The organism is Actinomycetospora straminea, assembly GCF_028737255.1.
GTDB lineage: Bacteria > Actinomycetota > Actinomycetes > Mycobacteriales > Pseudonocardiaceae > Actinomycetospora > Actinomycetospora straminea.
The window spans coordinates 356,292-381,567 of record NZ_JAQZAN010000001.1; the positions used below are offsets into that span (position 1 = coordinate 356,292).

Here is a 25,276-nt window from a genome sequence, read left to right on the forward strand (position 1 = left end):
CCGGAGGGCACCTACTAGGGCATGGCCCCGAACTGCCGGTCCCCCGCGTCGCCGAGGCCCGGGACGATGTAGCCGTGCTCGTCGAGCCGCTCGTCGAGCGCGGCCGTGTGGACGGGCACGGTCGGGTGCGCCTGCGCCAGGCGATCGACGCCCTCGGGCGCGGCGAGCAGGCAAATGGCCCGCACGTGGTCGGCGCCGCGGGCGGCGAGCAGGTCGATCGTGTAGGCCATCGACCCGCCGGTGGCGAGCATCGGGTCGAGCACGAACACCGGGCGCCCGGCGAGGCTCGCGGGCAGCGACTCCATGTACGGGGTCGGGCGCAGGGTCTCCTCGTCGCGCGCGACGCCCACGAACCCCATGACCGCGCCCGGCACCTGGGCGTGCGCCGCCTCGGCCATGCCCAGCCCGGCGCGCAGGACCGGGACGAGCACCGGCGGGTTCGCGAGCTGCGCGCCCGTCGTCGTCGCGACCGGGGTCCGCACCTCGAGCGGCGTCGTCGCGGCGTCGCGCATCGCCTCGTAGACGACCATCGCGGTCAGCTCGCGCACCGCGGCGCGGAAGGTGGCCCGGTCGGTGGTCTCGTCGCGCAGGGTCGTCATCCGGACGTCCGCGAGCGGGTGGCGCAGGACCTGCGGCTCAGCCATGGGCGCGCAGGCTAGCGACGACGTCGGCGACCACCCGGCCCAGCTCCGCGCCCGCGTCCTCCTGCAGGAAGTGGCCCGCGTCGGCGATCAGCGGGTGCTCCCGGCCGGCGGCCCCGGGCACGTGGCGCTGCAGGATCGGCGACATCGCGCCGGTGATCGGGTCGGAGTCGCCGAACGCGCAGACGAACGGCCGCTCGTAGCGCCCGAGCGCCTCCCAGGCCTCCCGGTTGCGTCCGTTCTCGGGGTCGTCGGGGCGGGTCGGGACGAGCAGCGGCATCGCCCGCGGCCCCGCCTTGTAGCTCTCGTCGGGGAACGGGGCGTCGTACGCGGCGCGCTCGGCCTCCCCCAGGCCCCGCGCGCAGCCCGACGCGACGAGGCGACCGACGTCGAGGTGCTCGGCCTTCTCCACCGCGCGTCGGAACCGCCACCAGACCTCGGGCATGTCGCGGTCGCCCGTCGGCAGGCCGGTGTTGGCGGCGACGACGGCGGCCCACCGCTCGGGCTGCGCGGCCACCAGCCGCAGCCCGATCAGCCCGCCCCAGTCCTGCCCGAGCAGCACGGCGTCGCGCAGCCCCAGCGCGTCGACGGCCTGCCGGGTCCAGGCGACGTGGCGGGCGTAGCTGTGGTCGGCGACCCGCGCCGGCTTGTCGGAGCGCCCGAACCCGACCAGGTCGATCGCCACCGCCCGCGCGCCGGCGGCGGCCACCGTGGCCATGACGTCGCGGTAGAGGAACGACCACGACGGCTCGCCGTGGAGCATCAGCACGACCGGCCCGTCGTCCGGCCCGCTCGCGTACGTCGCGACGCGGACGGCCGTCCCGCCGTCGGGGTCGTCGACCTCGACGTAGGACGGGGCGGGCAGGCCCGTGAGGTCGGCGAAGCGCTCGTCCGGCGTGCGGAGCAGGTCCATGCCCGGCAGGGTGTCACGCGGTCGACCGGTACGAGCAGGTCACAGCCGCCGTCATAGGGTGCGCCGCGCACCCCCCACACCCCCGCTCGCGGAGGCCGCCCGGCATGGCGCAGGACATCATCCCGATCACGCTGGCGCTCACCGCGGGCGACCTCGTCACGCTCTGGGCCCCGCGGTGGCGCCAGGACGGCGAGGAGTGGGAGGCGTTCCTCGGCGACGACGACGCGCTCTTCGCGTTCGCCGACGCCGCCGACCTCGCCGCGTGGGTCGCGGGCGCGGAGGAGTCGGGCCAGGAGCACGACCTCGCCGACCACCCGGCCTGGCCCGTGGTCGTCAAGCTCTCGGTCGACGAGCTGACCCCCGAGGACGTGCAGCGCTACGACGTCGTCGGCGTCCCCGAGCTGGTGGCCGGCGACCCCGACACGTGGACCCTCGACGACCTCGCCGAGGTCGCCGCCATGTGCCGGTCGCTCGCCGACGTCTGTGACCTCGAGGTCGTGCACGAGGTGCTCGACGCGACCCCGGCCTTCGCCGCGCTGACCGCCGGGCCGCCCGCCTTCGCCGGCCGCGACGGGCAGGCGCTGTGGGCCGAGCTGGCCGAGGTCGTCGACGAGCGCTGGGACGAGGTCGTCGACGCGCTCGACGCCATGGTCACCACGCCCGAGGTCGACGAGGAGCGCGCCGCGCGCCTGCGGGCGACCGCGACCCCGGTGGCCACCGAGGGCGGCGACCTCGACCCGGACGACGCCGACGGCGAGGAGGCCGCGCCCGCGGAGAACGCCGACAACGACCCCGCGGACCCGGCGGCCGTCGTCGACGACCCGAAGGACGTCCCGGACGACGCCCCCGCCGAGCTGCGCGAGGACACCACCGGCGAGTCGTTGCGCACCGACCTCGTCGACGCCGCCGAGGAGCCCGAGGAGGGCTTCTGGGAGGAGGTCGGCATCGACCCGATCGGCATCACCACGCCCGACGGCGAGGTCATCACGCTGCGGTGCTACCTCGACGACGAGCCGGTCTTCCTCGGCCGCGCCGGGACGATCGAGGCCTTCTCCTCCGCGCGCGCCCTGCGGACCTGGATCGCCGGCGAGGGCGCCGACGACCACGATCTCGCGGCCGTCACCACCTGGGAGGAGGTCGTGTCCGCCGCGACCGGCGGGGACCTCGAGATCGAGGTGGCGCCGGAGAACCGCTACGTGCTCGCCGGGCTGGCCGACGACATCGGCGAGGGCCCCGACGTCGTCGACGCCGAGCAGCTCGAGCTCGCCGTCGAGCTCGTCACCGACGCCGCGGACTGGGCGGGCGAGAGCCGCACCCGCGAGGCGCTCGCGCCGTCGGAGAGCCTGGGGTGGCTCGTGTCGTTCGTGGTCCGCCCGGACCCGACGCGGCTGACGCCCTCGCCGCCCTTCGACCGCGAGGCCGCGGCGTGGCGCGCGCTCGAGGACCGCTTCCTGGGACGTCTGCGGCGGCACTGAAGCCCAGCGCACCCCTGGTGCTCGTGTGGTGGACGGCAGCCTGCCTGTCCATCACCCGGATGGGGTGGGCTCTCCGGGGGTGTTTACGCTTCGGCACCGCCGAGACCGGCCGCCCCCGGGGCCGGAGCCGTCGCAGAGAGATGGGCGCCGCGTGATCGACAACAGCCAGACCATGTCCTTCGACCGCATGCGCAGCATGCTGGTGCGGGCGGCCGAGGTCCGGGACAGCGAGCAGCAGCAGATCTTCGACTCGCTGGACGAGATCCACGGCCGCCTCGCGGCCCTCGACGGGCTGGGCGCGATCCGCAAGCGCCTCTCCGACGTGCCCGACCGCACCGAGATGAGCGTCCTCGCCGAGCGCCTCGACGAGACCGTCGCGAAGCTCGACAGCCAGGAGTCCTCGGTCGCCTCGCTGGCCCGGCTGGTCGAGGGCCTCGTGGACCGGGTGGCCGACCGCCTGGCCACCCCCTTCGCCCAGCTCGACGGCCGTCTGGACGGCGTGACCGGCCGCTTCGAGGGCGTCGCGGGCCGCATGGACGGGCTCGAGGACCGGATCTCCGGGCTGCACAAGCGCCTCGACGACCTCGACAACCGCCTCGACCGCCACGAGATGCGCCTCGACGGGCTGCCCGCCGCGGTCACCGGCCCGGTCCGCGAGCGCGTCGACGCCGTCGACGCCGGCCTGCGCGACCGTCTCGAGGACCTCGCCAAGGGCGTGTCCGAGGAGCTCACCGGGACCCGCGAGGCCGCGCGCACCGACGCCACCACCACCCGCAGCGAGACCGCGGAGCAGGTCGGCGAGGTCACCCGCCGCCTCGAGCAGCTGACCAGCCGCCTCGACCAGGTCGGCACCCGCCTCGACGGCGTCGAGTCCGGCCTCGGCGAGCGCGTCGGTGCGCTGTCGACGTCGGTGGAGACCGGCCTCGACCGCCTCGACGGCACCCTGGTCAACCGCCCCGACCACGAGGCCGTCGTCGCCCTGGTCCGCCAGGCCAACGAGGAGTCCGAGCGCCGCAACGCCGGGCACCTCGACGAGGCCATGGCCACCTTCGCCGAGATCATCCTCGGCCCGGGCGGGGGCTCCGCCGGCTCCATGCCCGCGCCGCGCCCGACCGCCCGCCGCGGCAGCCGCAAGCCGGCCGCCCGCGACACCCAGGTCAACGGCGCCGAGCTGCCGACGGAGCACGGCGCCGAGGGCTGAGGCGCCCGTCCGGGTGCCCGGCCCGGCCCGGCGCCCGCGGGCGGCGCAGGACCGGCGTCTACTGTCGCCCCGGTGCGTTCCCGACGGCCGCTGGCGCTCCTGACGGTGCTGGCGGCGCTCCTCCTCGGCGCCCTGCCGGGTCTCGCCGGCACGGCGAGCGCCGCCCCGGCGGGTGTCGACTGCCCGTTCGGCACCGCGCCCGGCCCGCCGGTCGACGACTCGGAGGTCCCGCAGCCCGGGCAGGCCGAGCCCACCCCGCTCCCCGTCCCGGACCCGCCCGTCGGCGGCCCCGGCATGGGCACCTGCGGGGACGCGGTCGCCCCGGGCGCCCCGGCCGCGCCGGCCGTCGGCGTCGTGTCCTACGTGCTCGCCGACCTCGACTCCGGCGCCGTGCTCGCCGTCCGCAACCCGCACGCGCGGCTGCGCCCGGCGTCGCTGATGAAGACCCTCACCGGCCTGCTCGTGGCCCGGCGGCTCCCGCTCGACGAGACGATCACCGGGACGCAGGAGGACGCCGACCAGGAGGGCACCCGGGTCGGCATCGGGCCCGGCGGGCAGTACACGATCCGCCAGGTCTTCGACTCGATGATGATGGCCTCGGGCAACGACGCCGCCCACGCGCTGGCGGTCCGACTCACCGGCAGCGTCCCGGCCACCGTCGACCTCATGAACGCCACCGCCCGCGAGATCGGCGCGCTCGACACGCGCGCGGCCACGCCGTCGGGGCTCGACGGCCCGGGCATGCAGACCTCGGCCTACGACCTCGCCTCGATCTTCCGCGTCGCCATGCGGGAGGAGCCGTTCGCGCAGGCCGTCGCCACCCGGCGCATCCCGTTCCCGGGCTACGCCGACAACCCGCCGTTCGAGGTCGTCAACGACAACCGGCTCCTGACCTCCGGCTACCCCGGCTACATCGGCGGCAAGACCGGGTTCACCGACGACGCCCGGCACACCTTCATCGGCGCCGCGGAGCAGAACGGGCGGCGGCTGGTGGTGGTGCTCATGCGCGGCGAGCAGCGCCCGGTGCCGATGTACCAGCAGGCGCAGGCCCTCCTCGACCACGGCTTCGCGCTGACCGACCCGCAGGGCATCGGCACGCTGACCGACGAGCGGTCGGCCGACCCGGAGCTCGCCACCCCGCCCGACGGCGGGGAGGACGACGGGGAGGACACCGTCGCGCCGGAGTCGGGCGCGGCGTCGTCGTCCTGGGGCACACCGCTGCTGCTCATCGCGGTCGTCGCCGGCGTCGGGGGCCTCGTCGCGCTGCGCGCCGGGCGCCGATGACCTCCGGGGTGGACGGGCCGGCGGACGAGCCCCTCGGCGAGGCGTTCACGCGACTGGCGCGCGAGCGCCCCGACCGGCCGGCGGTCACCGACGACACCGCGACGTGGACGCGCGCGCAGCTCGAGGCCCACGCCAACCGGTGGGCGCACGAGCTCGCCGACCGCGGCGTCGGTCCCGGCGACTTCGTCTCGATCGCGCTGCCCAACGTCGCCGAGCACTACGCGCTGACGCTCGCGGCCTGGAAGCTCGGCGCGGTCCCGCAGCCCGTGTCGCACCGCCTCGCGCCCGGCGAGCTCGCCGCCGTGCTCGACGTCGTGCGCCCGCCGGTCGTGGTCGGCCTCGCCCCCGGCACCGACGTCGCGGCCCCCGAGGGCACCGACGTCCTCCCGCTCGGGCACCGCCCCGCCGGCCCCGACACCCCGCCGCCGCCCGCGCCCGCCCCGCCCGCGTGGAAGGCACCGACGTCCGGCGGGTCGACCGGGCGACCCAAGGTCATCGTCGCCGGGGAGCCGGGCACGACCGGGTCCGTCACGACCCGCGCGCCGGTCTACCGCATCGAGCCCGACGGCGTGCTGCTCTGCACGGCGCCGCTGTTCCACAACGCGCCGTACCTGTTCTCGCTGCTCGGGCTCATGACCGGCAACCACGTCGTGCTCATGGGCCGCTTCGACGCCGCCCGGGCCCTGCAGCTCGCCGAGCACCACGCCGCGACCTGGATCTACGCGGTGCCGACGATGATGGGGCGGATGGTGCGGGAGCCCCACCTCCCCGAGCTGCCCGCCCTGCGCACCCTCTTCCACATCGGCGCGCCGTGCCCGCCCGCGGTGAAGCGCGCGGTCATCGACTGGCTCGGCCCCGACCGCGTGCTCGAGGGCTACGCCGCCACCGAGGCGCAGGCGCGCACCACCATCACCGGCCGGGAGTGGCTCGCGCACCCCGGCTCGGTCGGGCGGGTCACCGGCGGCGAGATCGAGGCCCGCACCCTCGACGGCGGCCGGCGCTGCGCGGTCGACGAGGTCGGCGAGCTGTGGCTGCGCCCCGAGCCCGGCCGGGTGACCTACCGCTACGTCGGCGCCGAGCCCCGCACCCGCCCGGGCGGCTGGGAGTCGCTCGGCGACATGGGCCGGTTCGACGCCGAGGGCTACCTCTACCTCGCCGACCGGGCCGGCGACATGATCGTCGTCGGCGGGCAGAACGTGTACCCCGCCGAGGTCGAGGCCGCGGTCCTCGAGCACCCGGCGGTGGTGTCGTGCGTCGTCGTCGGGGCCCCCGACGACGACCTGGGCTCGGTGCCCCACGCGGTCGTGCAGCTCGACCCGGCGGCCGGTGAGGTCACCGACGCCGACCTCGACGCCCACGCCGCCGCGCGGCTGTCCCGGGCGAAGCGGCCACGGGTGTGGCGACGCTCCGCGGGACCGCTGCGCGACGACGCGGGCAAGGTGCGGCGGTCGTCGTTCCAGCAGTGACCGGCTGTACCGCTACCGGTACTGCAAGGACCCGTCGTCGAGGTCGGCCGCGGGCAGCGTGTGCCGCTCCTCGGCGTACTCGTGCATGTGCGTCCACGGCGCACGGTCGCCCTGCTTGAACATCTTGTGCTGGCTGCGCATGACGTACCCGGAGTTGAAGTTCTCCGGGTCCGACCACGGCCGGATCTCCATGTCGGCGTCCTCGGGGCGCAGCGTCGGCGTCACCGTCGTCGCCCCCTTGGCCTCCATGTGCGCCAGCAGGCGGCAGACCAGGTCGGAGACGAGGTCGGCGCGCAGCGTCCAGCTGTGCCGGAAGTAGCCGAAGACGTAGGCCATGTTCGGGATGCCCGAGATCATGATCCCGCGCCAGGTGACCGCCTGGGAGACGTCGACCGGCTCGTCGTCGACCGTGAACGGGATGTCGCCGAGGGCGCTGAGGTTGAACCCGGTGGCGGACACGACGATGTCGGCCTCGAGCTCCTGGCCCGACGAGGTCCGGATGCCGGTCTCGGTGAAGGTGTCGATGGTGTCGGTGACCACCGACGCCCGGCCCTCCTTGATCGCGGTGAAGATGTCGCCGTCGGGCACGACCGCGATCCGCTGCTGCCACGGGCGGTAGCCCGGGTTGAAGTCCTTCTCGACGTCGTAGCCCTCGGGGAGGTACGGCCGCATCTCCCCCAGCAGGAACTGCCGCGCCTCCTCCGGGGTCTCCAGGCACATCCGGGTCAGCTCGTTGAACTGCTCGATGTAGGCCCGCCGGAGGATCTCGTGCGTCCAGTCCTCGGGGATGTCGAGCGCGCGCAGCTGCACCGCCAGCTCGTGGGTCTTCGGCACCGCGGCGACGAACGTCGGCGTGCGCTGCAGCATCGTCACGTGCGCGGCCTTCTCGGCCATCGCCGGAACGACCGTGGCGGCCGTCGCGCCGCTGCCGATGACGACGACGCGCTTGCCCTCCCAGTCGAGGTCCTCGGGCCAGGTCTGGGGGTGGACGATGACCCCGCGGAAGTCCTCCATCCCCGGCCACTCGGGGCGGTAGGGGTCCTGGTGGTTGTAGTAGCCCTGGCACATCCACAGGAAGTCGCAGGTCATCCGCACCGTCTCGCCGGTGTCCCCGCGCAGCACGTCGAGGGTCCAGCGGTGGTCGGACGACGACCAGGACGCGGCGGTGACCTCGTGGCGGTAGCGGATCGCCGCCTTGAGGTCGTCCTCCTCGATGACCTCGTCGAGGTAGTTGGTGATCTCCTCGGAGGTGGCGATCGACGGCCCGCGCCACGGCTTGTGGGCGTACCCGTAGGTGAACAGGTCCGAGTCCGAACGGGCGCCGGGGAACCGGTGGGTCCACCAGGTCCCGCCCCGTCCGGGCATCTTCTCGAGGATGGCGAAGGTCTTGTCGGGGAAGCGCTCGCGCAGGTGGTGGCCGGCGTCGATGCCGGACACGCCGGCCCCGATGACGAGGACGTCGACGTGCTCGACGCCGTCGGCCCCGGTGGCCGCGCCCGCGGGCGCGTTCTCGGTGATGGTCACGGGTGCTCCTCTCAGGCGCTGACGGTGGCGCTCAGGACGGGACGCATGGCGGCGACGGCGTCGTCGACCATCCGGCCGCCCGACGGCGTGGCGCCGAGCGTCCAGAGGAAGCCGTGGATCATGCCGTCGTAGCGGGTGGCGGTGACGGTGTTGCCGGCCGCCTCGAGCTTGCGGGCGTAGGCCTCGCCCTCGTCGCGCAGCGGGTCGAACTCGGCGGTCGCGACGAACGCCGGGGGCAGGTTGCTGAGGTCCTGGGCGCGCAGCGGGAACGTGTACGGGTCGTCGCTCGGGTCGGTGGCGCCGAGGTAGTGCGCCCAGAACCACTGCATGGTGGCGCGGCCGAGCAGGTAGCCCTCGCCGTTGTCGTTGATCGAGGGGCTCGTCCAGTCGAAGTCGACGACCGGGTAGATGAGCAGCTGGAAGGCGATCGCCGGGCCGCCGCGGTCGCGCGCGGCGAGGCTGACCGCGGCCGCGAGGTGACCGCCGGCCGAGTCGCCGCCGACCGCGAGGCGCGATGCGTCGACGCCCAGCTCCTCGGCGTGCTCGGCGACCCACACCGTCGCCGCGTAGCAGTCGTCGAAGGCCGCGGGCTGCACGTGCTCGGGGGCGAGGCGGTAGTCGACCGACACCACGGTGACGCCCGCGGCGTTGGCGATCTGCCGGCACGGGCGGTCGACGGTCTCGATGTCGCCGATGACCCAGCCGCCGCCGTGGAAGTACACGAGCACCCCGTGGGGGAGGTCGCCGGACGGCGTGTAGATGCGCACCGGGATGTCGCCGGCGGGACCGGGGATGGCCCGGTTCTTCACGTCGGCGACGTCCTCGGCCGGCGGCTGCAGGTCGACGAACGCGGCCGTCGCCTGGCGCGCCTGCGGCACGGTCATGCACTCGATCGGCGGCATGCCCTGCTCGACGAGGGCATCGAGCAGTGCTTGGGCCTCGGGGTGGACGGGCACGGGGGCTCCTGGGGGGTCGACGACGTCGGCCTCCTCACCGTGACCGAGCACACACGCACCGCGCCTCGTCCCCGGGGCACGAAGGCTGCGCGCGGATTTGTCCCCGCCCGGTCGGGCGGCGCCGGACACCCAGCGTGTGCTGGTCGCCACTCCGCCGGACGGCTACCGTCGCGCGGGAGGGCCGACAGCGGCGGTCGGGACCCCGGGTGGTGGTCGCAGGGTGGTGGTCGCGGGGTGGTGACGATCGAGCCCTCGGCGAGCCCGGCCCGTGGCGGCGCCGCGGCGGACGTCACGGACGTCGCGGGTGAGGTCGCCGAGGTCGCCGCCGCGCTCGGCCCGCGCCGCGGCGAGGTCAGCGCGTCGATCAGCGACGTGCTCGCCACCCGGATCGACGACCTGCGCGGCGACCCCGCCCTGCGCGACCTGCTCGGCGCGAGCGTCGAGGGCAACGTCGAGACGATCCTGCACGTCCTGCGCCACGATCTCGACCCGCGCGCCGTCGAGCCACCGGCCGCGGCCGTCGCGTACGCGCAGCGGCTCGCGCAGCACGAGGTGCCGGTCAACGCGCTGATCCGGGCCTACCGCGTCGGGCAGTCGCACCTCATGGAGTGGGCGTTCGCCGAGGCCACCCGCCGGGCGGGGGACGTGGCCGCGGCCGCGTCGCAGCGCATCGTGCTCGTGGTCATGGAGTACGTCGACCACGTCACCCAGCACGTCGTCGCGGCCTACGAGGCCGAGCGGGAGCGCGGGCGCCGCGGCCGGCACGCGCTGCGGGTGGCGCGCGTGCGCGACGTGCTCGCCGGTCGCGCCGCGAGCGCACCCGACGACCGGCTCGCGGTGGAGTCGACGCTGGGCTACCGCTTCTCGGCGGTCCACCTGGGGCTCGTGGTGTGGCGCGACCCCGGCGACGGTGCCGGGGCGGACGGGGCCGGGTTCGGGACGTTCGAGCGCGTGGCGCTGGACGTCGGTACCGCGCTGGGCGCCGCGGGCCGTCCGCTCGTGGTGCCCTGGGACGCCGACAGCGCGTGGGCGTGGCTGCCCTGCCGCGACGACGCGGCGCCGTCGCGGGAGGTCGTCGCCGGGGTCCTCGCCCGCCACGCCCCGGGGCTGCACGTCGCGGCCGGGTCGCCGGCCGGCGGGGTCGAGGGCTTCCGCACCACCCACGACCAGGCACGACGGGCCCGCGACGTCGCGCTCGCCGGGGGCGGGGAGCCGCCGGCGGTGACGGTGTTCGACGAAGTCGGCGCGGTGGCCCTGCTCTGCGCCGACCGCGACGGCGCCCTGGCGTGGGTGCGCCGGGTGCTCGGCCCGCTGGCCGACCCGGACCCGGGGGCCGAGCGGCTGCGCGAGACCCTGCGGGTGTTCCTCGCGACCGGGGGCAGCCTCGCGAGCACCGCCAAGCGCCTGCAGGTGCACCGCAACACGGTCAAGTACCGCGTCGGGCGCGCCCACGAGGTCCGCGGCCGCCCCCTCGGCGACGACCGCCTCGACGTCGAGCTCGCGCTGCTCGCGTGCGCGTGGCTGGGGCCGTCCGGGTCGAGCGCGCCGGCCGGCTGAGCAGGCGCAGCGGGCCGGGCTACTGCTCGTCGCGGCGGCGCCGGCCCCCGTACCCGAGACCCAGCACCCCGAGCAGCGCGCCCGCCCCGAGCAGCCCGGCGGCGGCCCGCGGGCCCGGCGTGCGCCCGACCGTCACCGCCGGCCGGACGATCACCGGCGCCGGCTCCGGGAGCTCCTCGCGCTCGTTCTCCTTGAGCGTCGCGGCCCAGGCGGTGACGAAGAGGATGAACCGCGAGACGAAGTTCGCGAACACCAGCAGACCGATGATCGGGCCGAACGCCGCGCCGGCGGGCGAGCTGGTGACGCTCGAGATGTAGACCGTCATGACCTGCTGCAGGATCACGAACCCGACCGCGGCGAACAGCGCGGCGCGCACGGCCGAGCGCAGCGTCACCGGCTCGCGGGGCAGGCGCGCGATCACCCAGAGGAAGACCAGCCAGTTCGCCGCCAGGGTGATGACGAGGCCGGCGAGGAAGAACAGGACGCCCGCCCAGGTCTCGTCGGCCAGCCCGAGGAACCCGAGGATGGTGTTCGACAGGCCGGTGCCGACGCCGGTGATCGCGAACGAGAGTGCGAAGGCGAGCCCGAGGCCGATCATGGCGAACAGGTCGCCGGCGTACTTCTTGACGATCGTCGGGGGCTCGCCGCGCTGGTCCCACTGCTCGGAGAGGGCCTCGCGCAGGTTGCCCATCCAGCCGAGCCCGGAGAACAGGGCGCCGAGGAGACCGATGATGCCGACCGCGTTGCGCTGGGCGATGGCCTGGTCGATGACCGAGTTGAGCAGGTCGCCCAGGCCCGGCGGCACGGCCGCGGTGATGCTCTGCTGGATCTGGGTCAGCAGCGCCTCGTTGTTGGCCAGCACGAACGCCGCGGCGGCGAACGCGACCATGAGGATCGGGACGAGCGCGAGGATCGAGAAGAACGTGATGGCCGCGGCGTAGTGGTCACCGTGCTTGTCGGTGTAGCGGCTCGCGGCGCGGACGAGGTGGTCGAGCCAGGGGTACCGGGCGCGCAGCTTCTCCAGCTGCGTCGGCTCGCTCGACGTGTCCGTGTCGGCCGTGCCGGCCGTGCTGGCGGTGCTGCTCATCGCTCGCGCGTCCCCTCGCGGTCCCCGACTGGCCGCGGACCGGCGAGCCCGCGCGCGGGGTAGCTACCCCGGGTGGCGGCCCCCCACGCGCGGGTCACCCACCGCCGACGGGCGGTTGTCCGTACGGCCGCGGGTCGAACTCGCCGTTGCGCGCCCGGAAGGAGCGGGCGGTGCCCGGCCAGAGCAGGGTGAGCCGCCCGCTGGCCTCGTCGACGTACCAGCTGCGGCACCCGCCCTGCAGCCATACGGTGTCCGCGCCCATCGCGTCGATCTCGCGGGTGTAGGCCTCCTCGGCCGCCACGGTGACCTCGAGCGGCGTGCCGTCGCCGGCGGCGAGGTGGTCGAGCGCGCCGAGGACGTGGTCGATCTGCGTCTCGATCATGTAGACGGCGGAGTTGTGCCCGAGGCTCGCGTTGGGGCCGTTGAGCACGAACATGTTGGGGAAGCCGTGCACCGCCGTGGAGGCGTGCGCGGTCATGCCGTCGGCCCAGCGGTCGGCGAGCAGCCCGTGGCGGCCCTCGATGCGTTGCGCGAACGGCAGCCGCGTCGTCCAGAAGCCGGTGGCGAGCACGAGGGCGTCGAGCGGGTGGTGGGCGCCGGACGCGGCGATCGCCGTCGACTTCTCGACGCGCTGGAGGGCGCTGGGCTCGAGCGTCACGTCGTCGCGGCCGAGGGTGGGGTAGAGGTCGTCGGAGATGACGATGCGCTTGCACCCGATCTCGTAGTCGGGGCGCAGCCGGGCGCGCAGACGGGCGTCCGGGACCTGCGCGGTCAGGTGCGCGAGGGCGCGGTCGCGGAGCCGGTCGATGTCGGGGCGCACGCGGCGGCGGGCGTCGATGGCGCGCTCGGCCTCGTCGAACAGCTCCTCGCGCAGGGCGCGTTCGGCGGCCGGGTCGAGGGCGAAGGCGCGGCGTTCGTCCGGGGAGTAGGCGCGGTCGCCGCGCGGCACCACCCACGGCGGGGTGCGCTGGAAGACGACGAGGTGGGACGCGGTCCCGGCCAGCGCGGGCACGATCTGCGCGGCCGACGCCCCCGTGCCGACCACCCCGACGCGCCGCCCGGCGAGCGCCGCGGCCCCGTCCCAGCGCGCCGAGTGGAACACCGGCCCGTCGAACGTCGAGAGCCCCGCGATCTCGGGGATCCGCGGCTCGGACAGGCGCCCGGCGGCGACGACGAGCACCCGCGCCCGGTAGATCCCCGCCGACGTCGCGATCCGCCACCGCGTGCCGTCCCACCGGGCGCGCTGCATGTCGGTCCCGAGGCGCAGGTGGGGGTCGAGGCCCTCGTCGCGGGCGCACTCCCGCAGGTACTCGTGGATCTCCGCGCCGGGCGCGAACACCCGCGACCAGTCGGGCTTGGGGCGGAACGAGAACGAGTACAGGTGCGAGGGGACGTCACACGCCACGCCCGGGTAGCGGTTGTCGCGCCACGTGCCGCCGACCCCGGGCGCGCGCTCGAGGACGACGAACGACTCGCGCCGGCGCCGGGCCAGGCGGATGCCCAGGCCGATCCCGGCGAACCCGGCCCCGACCACCGCGACGTCGACCTCGGTGCTCACGGTGCTCCCGGTGTTCACTGCGGCTGCGCCTCCCGCAGCACCGCCCGGCGGTCGGCGGGCGCGTCGCCGTAGAGGGTCGTGCGCTGGCGCGGCGTGCGCCCGAGCGCGGCGGCGAGCTCCTCGACCTGCGCGAGCGTGAGCTGGCGCCCCGCCTCCGCCCCGGCCGCGGGGTCCAGGGCGCCGTCGAGCAGCAGCCCGCCGGCGTCGTCGGCACCCCCACGCAGCACGGCCGTCGTGAGCTCGGGCCCGAGCTTGGGCCAGGCCGCCTGCACGTGGTCGATCCGCCCGTGCAGCACCAGCCGCGCCACCGCGTACAGCGCCCGCGTCTCCCGCGCACCAGGGTTGCCAGCCTGGCGTCCAGCCTGTCGTTGGACGTCAGGGAATCCACCATCTCGCAGCTCCGGCGGCAGCGCCTCGGGCTGGATCGGCATGGGGATGAACTCGGTGAACCCGCCGGTCCGGTCCTGGATCGCGGCGAGCGCGCGCAGGTGCGCGACCTGCTGCACCGGGGTCTCGACGTGCCCGTAGACCATCGTCGCGGTGGAGCGCAGCCCGACCTCGTGCGCGGTGGTGACGAGCTCGGTCCAGCGGGCGGCGGGGATGTCGGTGCCGCCGGTGAGCAGGGCGCGGACCTCGTCATCGAGGATGCGCGCCGCGGTGCCCGGCACCGACCCGAGCCCCGCCTCGCGCGCGGCGACGAGGAAGTCGCGGGCGTCGAGACCCAGGCGCGCCGCGGCGTCGGCGACCTCGGCGGGCCGGAAGGCGTGCAGGTGCATCGGCACCCGGCCGGTGATCAGCGCGACGAGGTCGAGCGGCGCCCGGTCCGGCACGTCCGGCGGCAGCGGGCCCTGCACGCAGATCTCCGTGGCCCCGAGCGTCCAGGCCTCGTCGACGAGCGCGGTGGCGTGGCCGGGGTCGCGGACGACGGCGGTGTCGAGGTTGCGGTTCGCGACGAAGGTCAGCTGGTCGCCGACGGCGTCGCGCCGCACCCCGTCGGCGAGCGCGCAGAGCGCCTCGAGCTCCTCGCCGTCGGCGCCGAGCAGGTCGACGTAGGCGTCGTCGGGCAGCCCGGCGGGGGCCGCCTCGGCGCGCGCGAGGTGCGGGCGCAGGCTCACCGCGCCGCTGCCGGCCGGCGCACCCGGGCCAGCCCGTCGGGGTCGGCCAGCGCGATCACCGGGTCGACGAGGTCGGGGTGCAGCCAGCGGTTGGGGTCGCGGACGTAGCGCGGGTAGATGGTCAACCTCGGGGTGAGGGTGAACCCCGCCGCGGCGGTGACGTCGCGCAGCGCGTCGAGCCCGGGCCAGGGGCGCTCGGGGTTGACGTGGTCGGGCGTCACCGGGGAGACGCCGCCCCAGTCGTCGATGCCCGCGCGCAGCAGCAGGGCCTGGTCCTGGGCCGCGCTCGCGCTGTCGTCCAGATCGCCGGCGAGGTTCGGCGGCGCCTGGACACTGACACCCCGTGGCATGATCAGCCGTGCGACGGCGACCGCCGCGACGAACGCGTCGAACTCGGCGTCGGGCTCCCCGCGCATCGCCGTGTCGGGCTTGGCGCGGAAGTTCTGGACGATCACCTCCTGGAGGTGCTCGCCCCGCCGCGCCGACTCCGCGAGCACGAGCAGCGACTGCGCCCGCTCGGCCCGGTGCTCGCCGATGCCGACGAGGATCCCGCTGGTGAAGGGCACCCGGGCCCGGCCGGCGTCGTCCACGACGCGGCGGCGCAGCGCGGGCTCCTTGTCCGGCGACCCGTAGTGCGCGCCGCCCGGCCGCGACCACAGCCGCGTGGCCGTCGTCTCGAGCATCATCCCCATCGACGGCGCGACGGCGCGGAGGCGCTGCAGCTCGACGAGGTCCATGACGCCGGGGTTGAGGTGCGGGAGCATGCCGGTCTCGTGCAGGACCGCCTGCGCCGCGTCGTGCACGTGGTCCAGCGTCGTGCCCAGTCCGTGCGCGACGAGCCAGTCGCGGGCCGCCGACCAGCGCTCCTCGGGCCGGTCGCCGAGGGTGAACAGCACCTCGGTGCAGCCCTGCGCGGCGCCGGCGCGGGCGATCTCGAGCACCTCGTCGCGCTCGAGGTAGGCCGCAGGCAGGCGCCCCGGGACCGTCGCGAACGTGCAGTAGTGGCAGCGGTCGCGGCACAGGCGGGTCAGCGGGACGAAGACCTTGGGGCTGTAGGTGACCACGCCCGGGCGGCCCTCGGCGCGGAGGTGCGCGTCGCGGCGGGTGGCGGCGAGCCCGAGCAGCGCGTCGAGCTCCTCGCCCCGCGCCGCGAGCAGCGTCGTCGCGTCGAGGAGGGCCGCGGGGTCCTGGGGGTCGTCGGCGAGCGCGCCGTCCGCGGCCCGCCCGAGCGCGACCCGGACGTCGGTGCGCGACGGCTCCGCCGGCTCCGGCAGCTCCACCAGCCCGCGCGGCGGCGGCGCGGGATCCGGGAGATCGGCGAGGAAGACCACGTCCCGAACCTACGCGCCCGTGCGAGCGATGCGGCATGACTCGCGGCTGACGCCGGGATCGCCACGTCCTCGCCCGCGCGCCACGCCGGAGCGCGGTGGTCCAGGGTGGGCGGCGTGGAGCCCCGGAGCCGCGCGCTGGCCGCGCTGTGCGTCACGGAGATCGTGAGCTGGGGCGTCCTCTACTACGCGTTCCCGGTGCTCGTGGGCGCGATCAGCGCCGACACCGGCTGGTCGGTCGCGGCGGCCACGGGCGCGTTCTCGGTCGGCGCGCTCGTCTCCGCCGGCGCCGGCATCGTCGTCGGGCGGCTGATCGACCGCCACGGGCCGCGTGTGGTGATGACCACCGGCTCGGTCGTCGGCGTCCTCGCCGTCGTCGCGATCGCCACGGCCCCGACCCTGCCGCTGTTCTACGCCGCCTGGGCGCTCGCGGGTCTGGCCCAGGCCGCGACGTTCTACCCGCCGGCGTTCGCCGCGCTCACCGGCTGGTACGGCGAGGCCCGGGTGCGCGCGCTGACGACGCTGACCCTCGTCGCCGGCTTCTCGAGCACGGTCTTCGCGCCGCTGACCGCCGCCCTGCTCGGCCCGCTCGGCTGGCGCGGCGTCTTCGGCGTGCTCGCCGTCGTGCTCGCCGTCGTCACCGTGCCGCTGCACGCCGTCCTCCTCACCCCGCCGTGGCGGGCGCACGACCGGGTCGCCGGCGGTGCGGGCGACGCCGACCACGCCCGCGTCGTCCTGCGCAGCCCCCGCTTCGCCGTCGTCACCGCGGTGATACGGTCGGCGCGTTCGGCCTCTACGCGACGACGATCAACCTCGTCCCGCTGCTCGTCGGGCGCGGCCTGGACCTGGGCACCGCGGCGCTCGCGCTGGGGCTGACCGGCGTCGGCCAGGTGGCGGGCCGGCTGGCGTTCGTCCCGCTGGTCCGGCACTCGACGGCGCGCACGCGCGTCGCCGGCGTCCTGCTGCTGGGCAGTGCCGGGGTGCTGGCGCTGGCGCTGGTGCCCGGGCCGAGGGTGCTGCTCGTCGCGCTCGCGGTGGTCGCCGGCGCGGGGCGCGGGCTGCACACGCTGCTGCAGGCCTCGACCGTCGCCGACCGGTGGGGCACCCGCGCGTTCGGCCGGGTCAACGGCGTCTTCTCCGCGCCCGTGACGCTCGCGGTCGCGCTGGCCCCGGCCGGCGGGGTGGCCGTCGCGACGGCGGTAGGTGGCTTCCCGGCGGCCTTCCTCGTGCTCGGGCTCGCGACGGTGCTGGCCGCGCTGGTCGGGCTCGCGGCCTGAGGTCCGTCCGCGTCCGTTCCGTCCGAGCAGGGTGGTGGGGCGCCTCGCGCCGCGGGGGCCTGCCACTGCCCCGCGCGTGCCCGGCACCGCGCTGATCGTGGGGGATTTCCTGACGTTGAGCGCCAGCGTGGACGCCAGGCTGGAACACCGGCGCGGAGGAGGAGCTCAGAGCGTTGCGAGGTGGGCGGCGACGGCGGCGTCGAGGCGCTCGGCGTCGCCGGTGGCGAGGAGGTCGAGCAGGGCCCCGCGGAGCACGGCGAGCAGCAGCACGCGCTGGGCGGGGTCGTCGACGGCCTGGTGCGCGGCGAGCAGGGCGTCCCAGTCGGCGACGGTCCGCGCGGCGAAACCCGCCCACGGGCCGTCGCCGGCGTCGGTCACGGAGTGCGTGTAGGCCTCGAGCCAGAGCCGCAGCAGCGCGCGGTGCTCCGGTGCGGCGAGCCACGCCCACACCCGCGCCCCGACCTCCGCGAGCTCCCCGCCCTCGCCGACGGCGTCGACGACGGCGAGCTGGTCGGTGCGCGAGCGCGCGAGCAGGGCACGGACCAGCCCGTCCTTGCTGCCGAAGAGGAACAGCAGCACGCGGGGACTCGACCCGATCGCCTCGGCCAGAGGGCGCAGGCTCATCCCGGCCCAGCCGTGCTCGAGCACCCACGCGTACGCGGCCTCGAGCAGCTCCTGCTGCCGCGCCGACCCGTTCCCGGTCACCCCCGCAGTGTGCTTCACTGAAACAGTCGTTTCAGTGAGGAGGTCGTGATGGGCGAGGTGACGATCCGGGAGCTGGGCCGGCCCGGGGACCTGGGCTGGGTGCTCATGGCCCACGGCGAGCTCTACGCCGCCGAGTACGGGTGGGCGATCGACGCGGTGACGGCACCGATCGTCGCCCGGTTCGCCACCGCCGCCGTGCCGGGTCGCGACGCCGGGTGGATCGCCGAGCTCGACGGCGTGCGCATCGGCAGCGTGCTGTGCGTCCGCGACGACGAGCGGACGGCGCGCCTGCGACTGTTGCTCGTCGACCCCGCCGCGCGCGGGCACGGCGTCGGGCGCCGACTCGTGACGCGGTGCGTCGAGTTCGCCCGCGACAGCGGCGCCGCCCGGCTCGTGCTGTGGACCAACGAGCCCCTCGCGGCCGCGCGGCACCTCTACCTCGAGGCCGGGTTCGCCCTGACCGGCGAGGAGAGCCACACGGAGTTCGGGACCGAGGTGCGGGGCCAGTCGTACGAACTCGAACTCGCCTGACCCCTTGACCGGACTCTTCAGTCCTGTTTTCATATCAAACCAACGGGTTGAACAGCTGGAGGAGTCCACCATGAGCACCGCGACCGTCACCGCCGCCCCCACCACGCGCCCCCGCGCCGCCCGCTGGGCCCTCGGTGTGCTGCAGGTCCTGCTGGCCGCCGTCTACCTCTTCTCCGCGGCCGGCAAGATCTCGCTCGAGCCGACCGTCGTCGCCGGCTTCGCGATGATGGGGATCGGCGCGGCCGGCACGGTCGCCCTCGGCGTCGTCGAGCTCGCCGCGGCCATCGGGCTGCTCGTCCCCCGGCTCGCCGGCCTCGCGGCCACCGGGTGCGTCGCGCTGATGACCGGCGCCGTGATCATCACCGCGATCACGGTCGGCGGCGCGATGATCCTCGTCCCGGCGGTCGTGCTCGTGCTCGTCGCGGTCGTCGCCTGGGTGCGCCGCCACGAGACCGTCGCCCTGCTCCGGAACCCGCGCGCGGTCCTGTTCGCACGGTGACCCCGCCGGTCCTCGGCGCCCGACCTCGCTCGCGGGGCGGGCGCCGCGGCGTGTCGTCCTCGCGAGGATGTGGCGATCCTGGCGATGAGTGCCGGCGATGCCGCATCGCTCGTCGCAGGGTCGACGGCCAGCTGACCGTCGTCGTCGTGCTCGTCGCCGTGGGGGTGTCCGGCGCGGCACCAGGCGCCTGACCACGACGTGGGTCAGGACCGCAGCGACGACCCCGACCCGCCCCGGCTCTCCGGTGCGCCGTCCCGCGACGGCACGCCGGGGTCGGCCTGGCTGTGGGCGGGGCCGTCGACGGGCGGGTCCGGCTGGTCCCCGAGCACCTCCTCGACCGGCCGGACGCCGGTCGGCTCCTCGTGGTGCTCCAGCGTGTCCTCGTCGTCGACCTCGCCCGACGCCTCGGCTCGCGCCCCGGTCTGGACGTCGATCTGCTGGCCGATGTAGCGCAGGATCTCCGCGATCACTGCGGCGACGGGCACCGCGAGGAACGCCCCGGCGATGCCGGCGAGGCTCGAGCCCGCGGTCACGGCGAGGATCACCAGCGCCGCGTTGAGCCCCAGGCCCCGGCCCTGCACGAGCGGCTGGAGCAGGTTCCCCTCGATCTGCTGCACGGCGAGGATGAGGATCAGCACCCCGATGGCGGTGCCGGGACCCTGCACGACCAGCGCGATGAGCACCGACAGCGCGCCGGCCACGAGCGCGCCGACGATCGGGATGAACGCGCCGAAGAACGTCAGCACGGCGAGCGGCAGCGCCAGCGGGACACCGAAGATGACCAGGCCGACGCCGATGAACACGGCGTCGACGAGACCGATGATCGCCTGGCTGCGGATGAACCCGCCGAGGCTGCGCCAGCTGCGGCGACCGACCTCGGCGAGGTGCCCGCCCGACGTCGGCCCGGCCACGCGCTGCAGCCACGGCAGGAACTTCGGGCCGTCCTTGACGAACAGGAACGCGAGCACGACGGCGAGCACGGCGTTGATGACGCCGTTGGCGACGGTGGTGACGCCGGTGAGGACGCCGGTGGCGATCTGGCCCGCGCTCTGCTGCAGACGCTCGGTCGCCATCTGCACGTAGCCGCCGATCTGGCTCGCGCCCAGGTTGAACGGCGGGCCCTGCAGCCAGTTCTGGATCTGCTGGATGCCCTGCGACGCGCCCTGGACGATCGCCGGTGCCTGCCCCGCGACGGCCGGGGCGATCAGCGCGACGATCCCGCCGAGGACGCCGAGCCCGAGCACGAGCACCAGCGCGGTGGCCAGGGCGGCCGGCACCCGGCGGCGGCGCAGGAACGTCACCGGCGGCTCGAGCACCGTCGCGATCACGAGCCCGAGGAACACCGGGAAGACGATCGACCAGAGCCAGATCGCCATCAGCCCGAGCAGCGTCAGGGCGGCCGCGACCAGCAGGAACCGCAGGCTCCACCGCGCGGTCCAGGCGAGGCCCTCCCCGATGACGTGACCGCGCGTGGGCTGGTGCCCACGCTCGATGTCCCGGGACGCGGGTGCCTCCTCCATGGACGTGAGTCTCTCAGCGATCGAGGTCCTCCGGGGGTGCGGTCACGCCGCGCGACGGCGCAGGTGTCGTGGACGGCGACGGGATGCCCAGCCGTCCCTCGCGCTACCCGTGGGTGGCCGGTCCGCTCACGGAGCGCGGTCGCGAGACACGTCGGGCCCCGCCCCGACGTGCGGGGAGGGGCCCGAGGAGCGTGCGGGTGCTAGGAGGCGACGGCCTTCTGCAGGCCCTCGTCGATGGCGTCGAGGAAGTCCTGGGTGTTGAGGTAGTCGGCGTCCTTGCCGACGAGCAGCGCCAGGTCCTTGGTCATCTTGCCGCTCTCGATCGTGTTCACGCAGACGTCCTCGATCTTCTGCGCGAAGTCGACGAGGGCGTCGTTGCCGTCGAGCTTGCCCCGCTGGGACAGCCCGCGGCTCCAGGCGAAGATCGACGCGACCGGGTTGGTCGAGGTCTCCTTGCCCTGCTGGTGCTGGCGGAAGTGGCGGGTCACGGTGCCGTGCGCCGCCTCGGCCTCGACGGTGCCGTCGGGGGTCATGAGCACCGAGGTCATCAGACCCAGCGAGCCGAAGCCCTGCGCGACGATGTCGGACTGCACGTCGCCGTCGTAGTTCTTGCAGGCCCAGACGTACCCGCCCTCCCACTTGAGGGCGGCGGCGACCATGTCGTCGATGAGGCGGTGTTCGTAGGTCAGGCCGGCCTTCTCGAAGTCGGCCTTGAACTCCGACTCGAAGATCTCCTCGAAGGTGTCGCGGAACATGCCGTCGTACGCCTTGAGGATGGTGTTCTTGGTCGACATGTAGACCGGGTAGTTGCGGTCCAGGCCGTAGCGCAGCGACGCGCGGGCGAAGTCGACGATCGAGTCCTTGTAGTTGTACATGCCCAGCGCGACGCCCCCGTCCTCCGGGAACTTCGCGACCTGGAACTCCATCGGCTCGCCCTCGCCGTCGGGCGTGTAGCTGATGGTGACCGTGCCGGGGCCGGGGACCTTGAAGTCCTGGGCCAGGTACTGGTCGCCGTGCGCGTGACGGCCGACGACGATCGGCTTCGTCCAGTGCGGGACGTAGCGCGGGATGTTCTGGCAGACGATCGGCTCGCGGAAGATGACGCCGCCGAGGATGTTGCGGATCGTGCCGTTGGGCGAGCGGTACATGCGCTTGAGGCCGAACTCCTCGACCCGCGCCTCGTCCGGCGTGATCGTCGCGCACTTGACGCCGACGCCGTGCTTCTTGATCGCGTTGGCCGCGTCGACGGTGACCTGGTCGTCGGTCTCGTCGCGGTGCTCGATGCCCAGGTCGTAGTACTCGAGGTCGATGTCGAGGTACGGGTGGATCAACTTGTCCTTGATGAACTGCCAGATGATCCGGGTCATCTCGTCACCGTCGAGCTCGACGACGGTGCCCTCTACCTTGATCTTCGCCACGACTCGGGAGACCTCCTCCTGGGGCGCCGACCACCGGCGCCCGGCTGACCTGACCGCACGCTATCAACGCGTCCGGCGACCACGACGGGTGAGGAATACCCAGGTGGGCGGTGTCACCGGCACCTCATCGGCAGGTCACCGGTAGGCGAGCGGTCCCCCGGTGATGGTCAGGGAGACGGCGATCATGACCAGCCCGAACAGCACGTACGTGACGATGTCGACGCGCCGGCTGCGGACGGCGAGCAGGCCGGCGGCGGTGCGGGTGAGGCTCGCGCGCAGCACCCCGGCGAGGAGCAGGGCGAGGCCCAGCTCGGTGGTCCCCTCGCGCCAGTGCTGCAGGCCGATCCGGCCGAACGCGACGGCCACGACGACCATCACCGCGAGGAACGCCAGGTGTCCGCGGACCTTGCGCAGGGTCTCGGCGCGGGTGCGGCGCGGCCGCGCGTGCCGGCCCGCCGGGAGCATCTCGGTGGGGCTCTCGTCGGGCGGGGGCAGGGGGACGGGCGCCGGGGCCGACGTGACCGGGCGCGGCGCCGGCGGCGCCTGCTGTGGCGGCGCCTGCTGTGGCGGCGCCTGCTGTGGCGGCGCCTGCTGCGGTCCCTGCTGCGGCGGCCCCTGCTGCGGCGCGGGCGTCCGCGGCGGCGGGCCCGGGCGGGGGGTCACGGAGGTCATCCGGTGCTCATCCCCTCACCCGCTCATCCGCTCCGCGCGCTCGACGACGTTGGTGAGCAGCATCCCGCGCGTCATCGGGCCGACGCCGCCGGGGACCGGCGCGAGGAACGAGGCGACCTCGGCGACCTCGGGGGCGACGTCGCCCACCAGCCCGTTCTCGCCGCGCGTGATGCCCACGTCGAGCACCGCCGCGCCCGGCTTGACCATGTCCGCGGTGACGAGCCCGGGCACCCCGGCCGCCGCGACGATCACGTCGGCGGCCCGCAGCTCCGCGGCGACGTCCTTGGTGCCGGTGTGGCACAGGGTCACGGTGGCGTTGACCGAGCGCAGCGTCAGCAGCAGCCCCAGCGGGCGCCCGACCGTCACGCCGCGGCCCAGGACGGTCACCTTTGCGCCGTTCAGCGGCACGTCGTAGCGGCGCAGCAGCTCGACCACGCCCCGCGGGGTGCAGGGCAGCGGGCCCGGCTCCTGGAGCACGAGGCGACCGAGGTTGGTGGGGTGCAGCCCGTCGGCGTCCTTGTCGGGGTCGATGCGCTCGAGCACCGCACCCGAGTCCAGGCCCTTGGGCAGCGGGAGCTGGACGATGTAACCGGTGCACGCCGGGTCGGCGTTGAGCTCGTCGATCGCGCGCTCGACGTCGGCCTGGGTGGCGTCGGCGGGCAGGTCGCGGCGGATCGAGTCGATGCCGACCTTCGCGCAGTCGCTGTGCTTGGCCTTGACGTAGGACTGCGACCCCGGGTCGTCGCCGACCAGGACGGTGCCGAGACCGGGCGTACGGCCGGCGGCCGCGAGCTTCTCCACCCGCCCGCGCAGGTCCTCGAGGATCGCGGCGAGGGTGGCCTTCCCGTCCAGCTTGGTCGCGGTCACGCCCTCATGATGGCAGGTCGGACCCCGTGTCCCGCGGAGCCGACCGCCCCCGCGGCCCGGACCGTCGCCGAGGCAGCGGCCAGGGAGCCGACGCCACCCCCGCCGCGACCAGCGTGAGCGCCGCGCCGAGGACCGTGGTCACGCCCGGGGTGCCCGCCGACGACGGGATCGCCAGGTCGATCGCCAGCGAGCCCACGATCTGCCCCGCGACCGCGCCGAGCGAGAGCAGCAGGACCCCGACCTGCCCGACGACCCACGCGCCCAGCCCGATGAAGATCGCGCCGAACGGTCCCCCGAGATAGAGGTACCAGGCGCTCGGGAACGGGTTCGGCGGGCCGGTCACCAGCACCGCGACGAGCCCGGCGACCAGCAGCGCGGCGAGCCCGACGACGAAGTTGATCGTGGCCGCGGGCAGCACGGATGCGACGACGGAGTCGCGCCCGTCCGGCGACGCATCGTCCCCGGTGGGCTCGGTCGGCTCGGTCGGCTCGTCCCCGGCGCGCTCGGCGTCGGCGGTCCCAGTCGCCCCGGCCCCGCTCGCCCCGGGCCCGCTCGCCCCACCGGCCGCGGCGGCGACCCGGCCGTTGAGCGCCTGCTGGGTGGCGGCGGCGACCCCGGCGGCGAGCGGGAGCAGCGCCAGGACCACCGGCGCCTCGGTGCTCACCGACGGCGCCACCGACAGCACGACCGCCCCGAGCATGAGGACCGCGCCGAGCACCCGCGGCGGCGTCGTGCGCCGCGGCCCCGCCGGCCCGAGCCCGGCGCGGTCGACGACGAGGCCGCCGCTGGCCTGACCGGCGACGACGGCGATGGTGAACAGCGCGGTGCCGAGCACGTGCGCGGTGAGGCCCTGCCCGGCGACCAGCAGCGCCCCGCCCAGCCCGCCGAGCAGCTGCCAGGGCCGCAGCGTCCCGCGGCGCCGGGCGACCCGGACCCGCCGGAGCCCGCGCCGCCCCGCGGGCAGCAGCGCCAGGAGCACGAGCAGCAGGACCAGGCCGAGACCGAACGACACGATCGCGGCGAGCACCCCGTCACCGAGGGCCACGCCGAGCTCGGCGTTGACCCGCGCCTGGGCGACGGTGAACCCGCCGGTGACGACGGCGCCGACGAGCCCGAGGGCGGTGCGAGGAGCGACCACGGTCCGGGGAACCTAGCGCCTGGTGATCAACCGCGCCGTCGCCGTGTTCGCCGCGGCGACCGCGCCGGCGTAGATGCCGTGCTGGACGAAGCTCGTCACCAGCAGGCGACGCTCCCAGCGCCACGGCGGCGGGGTGTCGCCGAGCACCGGGAACAGGCCGAGGGCCATCACCTGGCTGCCGGCGAAGAACGCGAACCCCGGGGCCGGTTCGCGACCCAGGAGGTGCTGGAGGCCGACGTGGGCCGTGCCGACCACCGAGCCGTAGCCCCAGTGCACGACCCAGAACAGCGCGTGCCGGCCCTCCGCCGTGCGCGGCGCCCAGCCGATGACGTGGCGCAGCAGCGTCGACGCCGCGATGACGACGTGCTCGCTGTCGTCGTAGTCGAGGATGACATCGATCTCGGACGTGTCGATGCCACGGTGGTGGGCGTAGCGACGCCGGCGGAGGTCGGCCGCGAGGGCCATCGCCCCGGTGCCCACGGCGCCCCCGACCACGCCCCGGGCGATCTCCCGCAGCACCGGCGCGCTCCTCCGTCGACCCATG

General features: G+C 75.2%; 24 protein-coding genes. 9 read left to right on the forward strand and 15 right to left on the reverse strand.

Going from position 1 to position 25,276, the window contains the following annotated elements; translation table 11 throughout:
• Nucleotides 1–14: 14 nt before the first annotated feature.
• The gene (gene upp, locus PH190_RS01705) at nt 15–644 is read right to left on the reverse strand and encodes a uracil phosphoribosyltransferase (RefSeq protein WP_274229777.1); all 630 of its coding nucleotides are present in this window, start codon (nt 642–644) and stop codon (nt 15–17) included.
• Nucleotides 637–1,554 carry a haloalkane dehalogenase gene (locus PH190_RS01710; RefSeq protein WP_274229778.1) on the reverse strand — a complete coding sequence of 306 codons (918 nt, stop codon included), beginning with the start codon at nt 1,552–1,554 and terminating at the stop codon, nt 637–639. Before PH190_RS01710 ends, upp begins: the two co-directional genes overlap by 8 nt.
• Before the next feature lie 104 nt (nt 1,555–1,658).
• On the opposite strand from PH190_RS01710, the gene PH190_RS01715 reads away from it, so the two are divergent.
• The 4 genes from PH190_RS01715 (at nt 1,659) to PH190_RS01730 (ending at nt 6,980) form a co-directional block, all read left to right on the forward strand.
• A complete protein-coding gene (locus PH190_RS01715; protein WP_274229779.1) occupies nt 1,659–3,029 on the forward strand; it encodes a primosomal protein in 1,371 nt (456 codons plus the stop codon).
• Between the two features lie 151 nt (nt 3,030–3,180).
• Nucleotides 3,181–4,230, forward strand: a complete 1,050-nt coding sequence (locus tag PH190_RS01720; protein ID WP_274229780.1) for a PA containing protein — start codon at nt 3,181–3,183, stop codon at nt 4,228–4,230.
• 72 nt (nt 4,231–4,302) lie between these two features.
• The gene (locus PH190_RS01725) at nt 4,303–5,514 is read left to right on the forward strand and encodes a D-alanyl-D-alanine carboxypeptidase family protein (protein ID WP_274229781.1); all 1,212 of its coding nucleotides are present in this window, start codon (nt 4,303–4,305) and stop codon (nt 5,512–5,514) included.
• A gap of 8 nt (nt 5,515–5,522) precedes the next feature.
• Nucleotides 5,523–6,980 carry an AMP-binding protein gene (locus PH190_RS01730; protein ID WP_274229782.1) on the forward strand — a complete coding sequence of 486 codons (1,458 nt, stop codon included), beginning with the start codon at nt 5,523–5,525 and terminating at the stop codon, nt 6,978–6,980.
• Nucleotides 6,981–6,992: 12 nt separating this feature from the next.
• Here PH190_RS01730 and PH190_RS01735 read toward each other — a convergent pair whose 3' ends face one another.
• Together PH190_RS01735 and PH190_RS01740 are read right to left on the reverse strand one after the other, a co-directional pair.
• A complete protein-coding gene (locus PH190_RS01735) occupies nt 6,993–8,504 on the reverse strand; it encodes a flavin-containing monooxygenase (protein WP_274229783.1) in 1,512 nt (503 codons plus the stop codon).
• Between the two features lie 11 nt (nt 8,505–8,515).
• On the reverse strand, nt 8,516–9,460 hold the full coding sequence (locus PH190_RS01740; RefSeq protein WP_274229784.1) for an alpha/beta hydrolase: 945 nt from the start codon (nt 9,458–9,460) through the stop codon (nt 8,516–8,518).
• 237 nt (nt 9,461–9,697) lie between these two features.
• On the opposite strand from PH190_RS01740, the gene PH190_RS01745 reads away from it, so the two are divergent.
• Entirely contained in the window at nt 9,698–11,017 is a 1,320-nt protein-coding gene (locus PH190_RS01745; RefSeq protein WP_274229785.1) for a PucR family transcriptional regulator, read from the forward strand.
• Between the two features lie 19 nt (nt 11,018–11,036).
• On the opposite strand, the gene yhjD is transcribed toward PH190_RS01745, so the two are convergent.
• The 4 genes from yhjD to cofG form a co-directional block, all read right to left on the reverse strand.
• A complete protein-coding gene (gene yhjD, locus PH190_RS01750) occupies nt 11,037–12,104 on the reverse strand; it encodes an inner membrane protein YhjD (protein WP_274229786.1) in 1,068 nt (355 codons plus the stop codon).
• A gap of 94 nt (nt 12,105–12,198) precedes the next feature.
• A complete protein-coding gene (locus PH190_RS01755) occupies nt 12,199–13,662 on the reverse strand; it encodes a flavin-containing monooxygenase (protein ID WP_274229787.1) in 1,464 nt (487 codons plus the stop codon).
• A gap of 14 nt (nt 13,663–13,676) precedes the next feature.
• Nucleotides 13,677–14,777 (reverse strand): FO synthase, encoded by a 1,101-nt coding sequence (locus tag PH190_RS01760; protein WP_274229788.1) that lies wholly within the window; start codon nt 14,775–14,777, stop codon nt 13,677–13,679.
• On the reverse strand, nt 14,774–16,108 hold the full coding sequence (gene cofG, locus PH190_RS01765; RefSeq protein ID WP_274229789.1) for a 7,8-didemethyl-8-hydroxy-5-deazariboflavin synthase CofG: 1,335 nt from the start codon (nt 16,106–16,108) through the stop codon (nt 14,774–14,776). The genes PH190_RS01760 and cofG overlap by 4 nt, the downstream gene beginning before the upstream one ends.
• Before the next feature lie 114 nt (nt 16,109–16,222).
• On the opposite strand from cofG, the gene PH190_RS30580 reads away from it, so the two are divergent.
• Both PH190_RS30580 and PH190_RS30585 read left to right on the forward strand, forming a co-directional pair.
• Nucleotides 16,223–16,981, forward strand: a complete 759-nt coding sequence (locus PH190_RS30580; protein ID WP_337993780.1) for an MFS transporter — start codon at nt 16,223–16,225, stop codon at nt 16,979–16,981.
• 14 nt (nt 16,982–16,995) lie between these two features.
• The gene (locus tag PH190_RS30585; RefSeq protein ID WP_337993781.1) at nt 16,996–17,382 is read left to right on the forward strand and encodes an MFS transporter; all 387 of its coding nucleotides are present in this window, start codon (nt 16,996–16,998) and stop codon (nt 17,380–17,382) included.
• A 165-nt stretch (nt 17,383–17,547) separates the two neighbouring features.
• Here the strand turns inward: PH190_RS30585 and PH190_RS01775 are convergent, their stop codons facing one another.
• On the reverse strand, nt 17,548–18,087 hold the full coding sequence (locus PH190_RS01775) for a TetR family transcriptional regulator (protein WP_274229790.1): 540 nt from the start codon (nt 18,085–18,087) through the stop codon (nt 17,548–17,550).
• A gap of 48 nt (nt 18,088–18,135) precedes the next feature.
• Here PH190_RS01775 and PH190_RS01780 point away from each other — a divergent pair, with 48 nt between their 5' ends.
• A complete protein-coding gene (locus tag PH190_RS01780; protein ID WP_274229791.1) occupies nt 18,136–18,618 on the forward strand; it encodes a GNAT family N-acetyltransferase in 483 nt (160 codons plus the stop codon).
• A 70-nt stretch (nt 18,619–18,688) separates the two neighbouring features.
• Nucleotides 18,689–19,117: a DoxX family protein gene (locus tag PH190_RS01785; protein WP_274229792.1), complete on the forward strand. Its 429-nt coding sequence runs from the start codon at nt 18,689–18,691 to the stop codon at nt 19,115–19,117.
• A 203-nt stretch (nt 19,118–19,320) separates the two neighbouring features.
• Here PH190_RS01785 and PH190_RS01790 read toward each other — a convergent pair whose 3' ends face one another.
• The 6 genes from PH190_RS01790 to PH190_RS01815 form a co-directional block, all read right to left on the reverse strand.
• Entirely contained in the window at nt 19,321–20,637 is a 1,317-nt protein-coding gene (locus PH190_RS01790; protein WP_274229793.1) for an AI-2E family transporter, read from the reverse strand.
• A gap of 200 nt (nt 20,638–20,837) precedes the next feature.
• Nucleotides 20,838–22,055: an NADP-dependent isocitrate dehydrogenase gene (locus PH190_RS01795; protein WP_274229794.1), complete on the reverse strand. Its 1,218-nt coding sequence runs from the start codon at nt 22,053–22,055 to the stop codon at nt 20,838–20,840.
• Nucleotides 22,056–22,190: 135 nt separating this feature from the next.
• A complete protein-coding gene (locus PH190_RS01800; protein ID WP_274229795.1) occupies nt 22,191–22,727 on the reverse strand; it encodes a DUF3017 domain-containing protein in 537 nt (178 codons plus the stop codon).
• Between the two features lie 15 nt (nt 22,728–22,742).
• On the reverse strand, nt 22,743–23,594 hold the full coding sequence (locus PH190_RS01805) for a bifunctional methylenetetrahydrofolate dehydrogenase/methenyltetrahydrofolate cyclohydrolase (RefSeq protein ID WP_274229796.1): 852 nt from the start codon (nt 23,592–23,594) through the stop codon (nt 22,743–22,745).
• A gap of 4 nt (nt 23,595–23,598) precedes the next feature.
• On the reverse strand, nt 23,599–24,732 hold the full coding sequence (locus PH190_RS01810; RefSeq protein ID WP_274229797.1) for a DMT family transporter: 1,134 nt from the start codon (nt 24,730–24,732) through the stop codon (nt 23,599–23,601).
• A 12-nt stretch (nt 24,733–24,744) separates the two neighbouring features.
• Nucleotides 24,745–25,275, reverse strand: coding sequence for a hypothetical protein (locus tag PH190_RS01815; protein ID WP_274229798.1), 531 nt, complete (start codon nt 25,273–25,275; stop codon nt 24,745–24,747).
• Between the last annotated feature and the right edge of the window lies 1 nt (nt 25,276).

Coding starts and splice junctions, on each gene's coding strand:
- PH190_RS01710 (WP_274229778.1), bottom strand. CDS start 1,554: ATGGACCTGCTCCGCACGCCGGACGAGCGCTTCGCCGACCTCACGGGC.
- PH190_RS01785 (WP_274229792.1), top strand. CDS start 18,689: ATGAGCACCGCGACCGTCACCGCCGCCCCCACCACGCGCCCCCGCGCC.
- PH190_RS01815 (WP_274229798.1), bottom strand. CDS start 25,275: ATGGGTCGACGGAGGAGCGCGCCGGTGCTGCGGGAGATCGCCCGGGGC.
- PH190_RS01800 (WP_274229795.1), bottom strand. CDS start 22,727: ATGACCTCCGTGACCCCCCGCCCGGGCCCGCCGCCGCGGACGCCCGCG.
- PH190_RS01780 (WP_274229791.1), top strand. CDS start 18,136: ATGGGCGAGGTGACGATCCGGGAGCTGGGCCGGCCCGGGGACCTGGGC.
- PH190_RS01790 (WP_274229793.1), bottom strand. CDS start 20,637: ATGGAGGAGGCACCCGCGTCCCGGGACATCGAGCGTGGGCACCAGCCC.
- PH190_RS01715 (WP_274229779.1), top strand. CDS start 1,659: ATGGCGCAGGACATCATCCCGATCACGCTGGCGCTCACCGCGGGCGAC.
- upp (WP_274229777.1), bottom strand. CDS start 644: ATGGCTGAGCCGCAGGTCCTGCGCCACCCGCTCGCGGACGTCCGGATG.
- yhjD (WP_274229786.1), bottom strand. CDS start 12,104: ATGAGCAGCACCGCCAGCACGGCCGGCACGGCCGACACGGACACGTCG.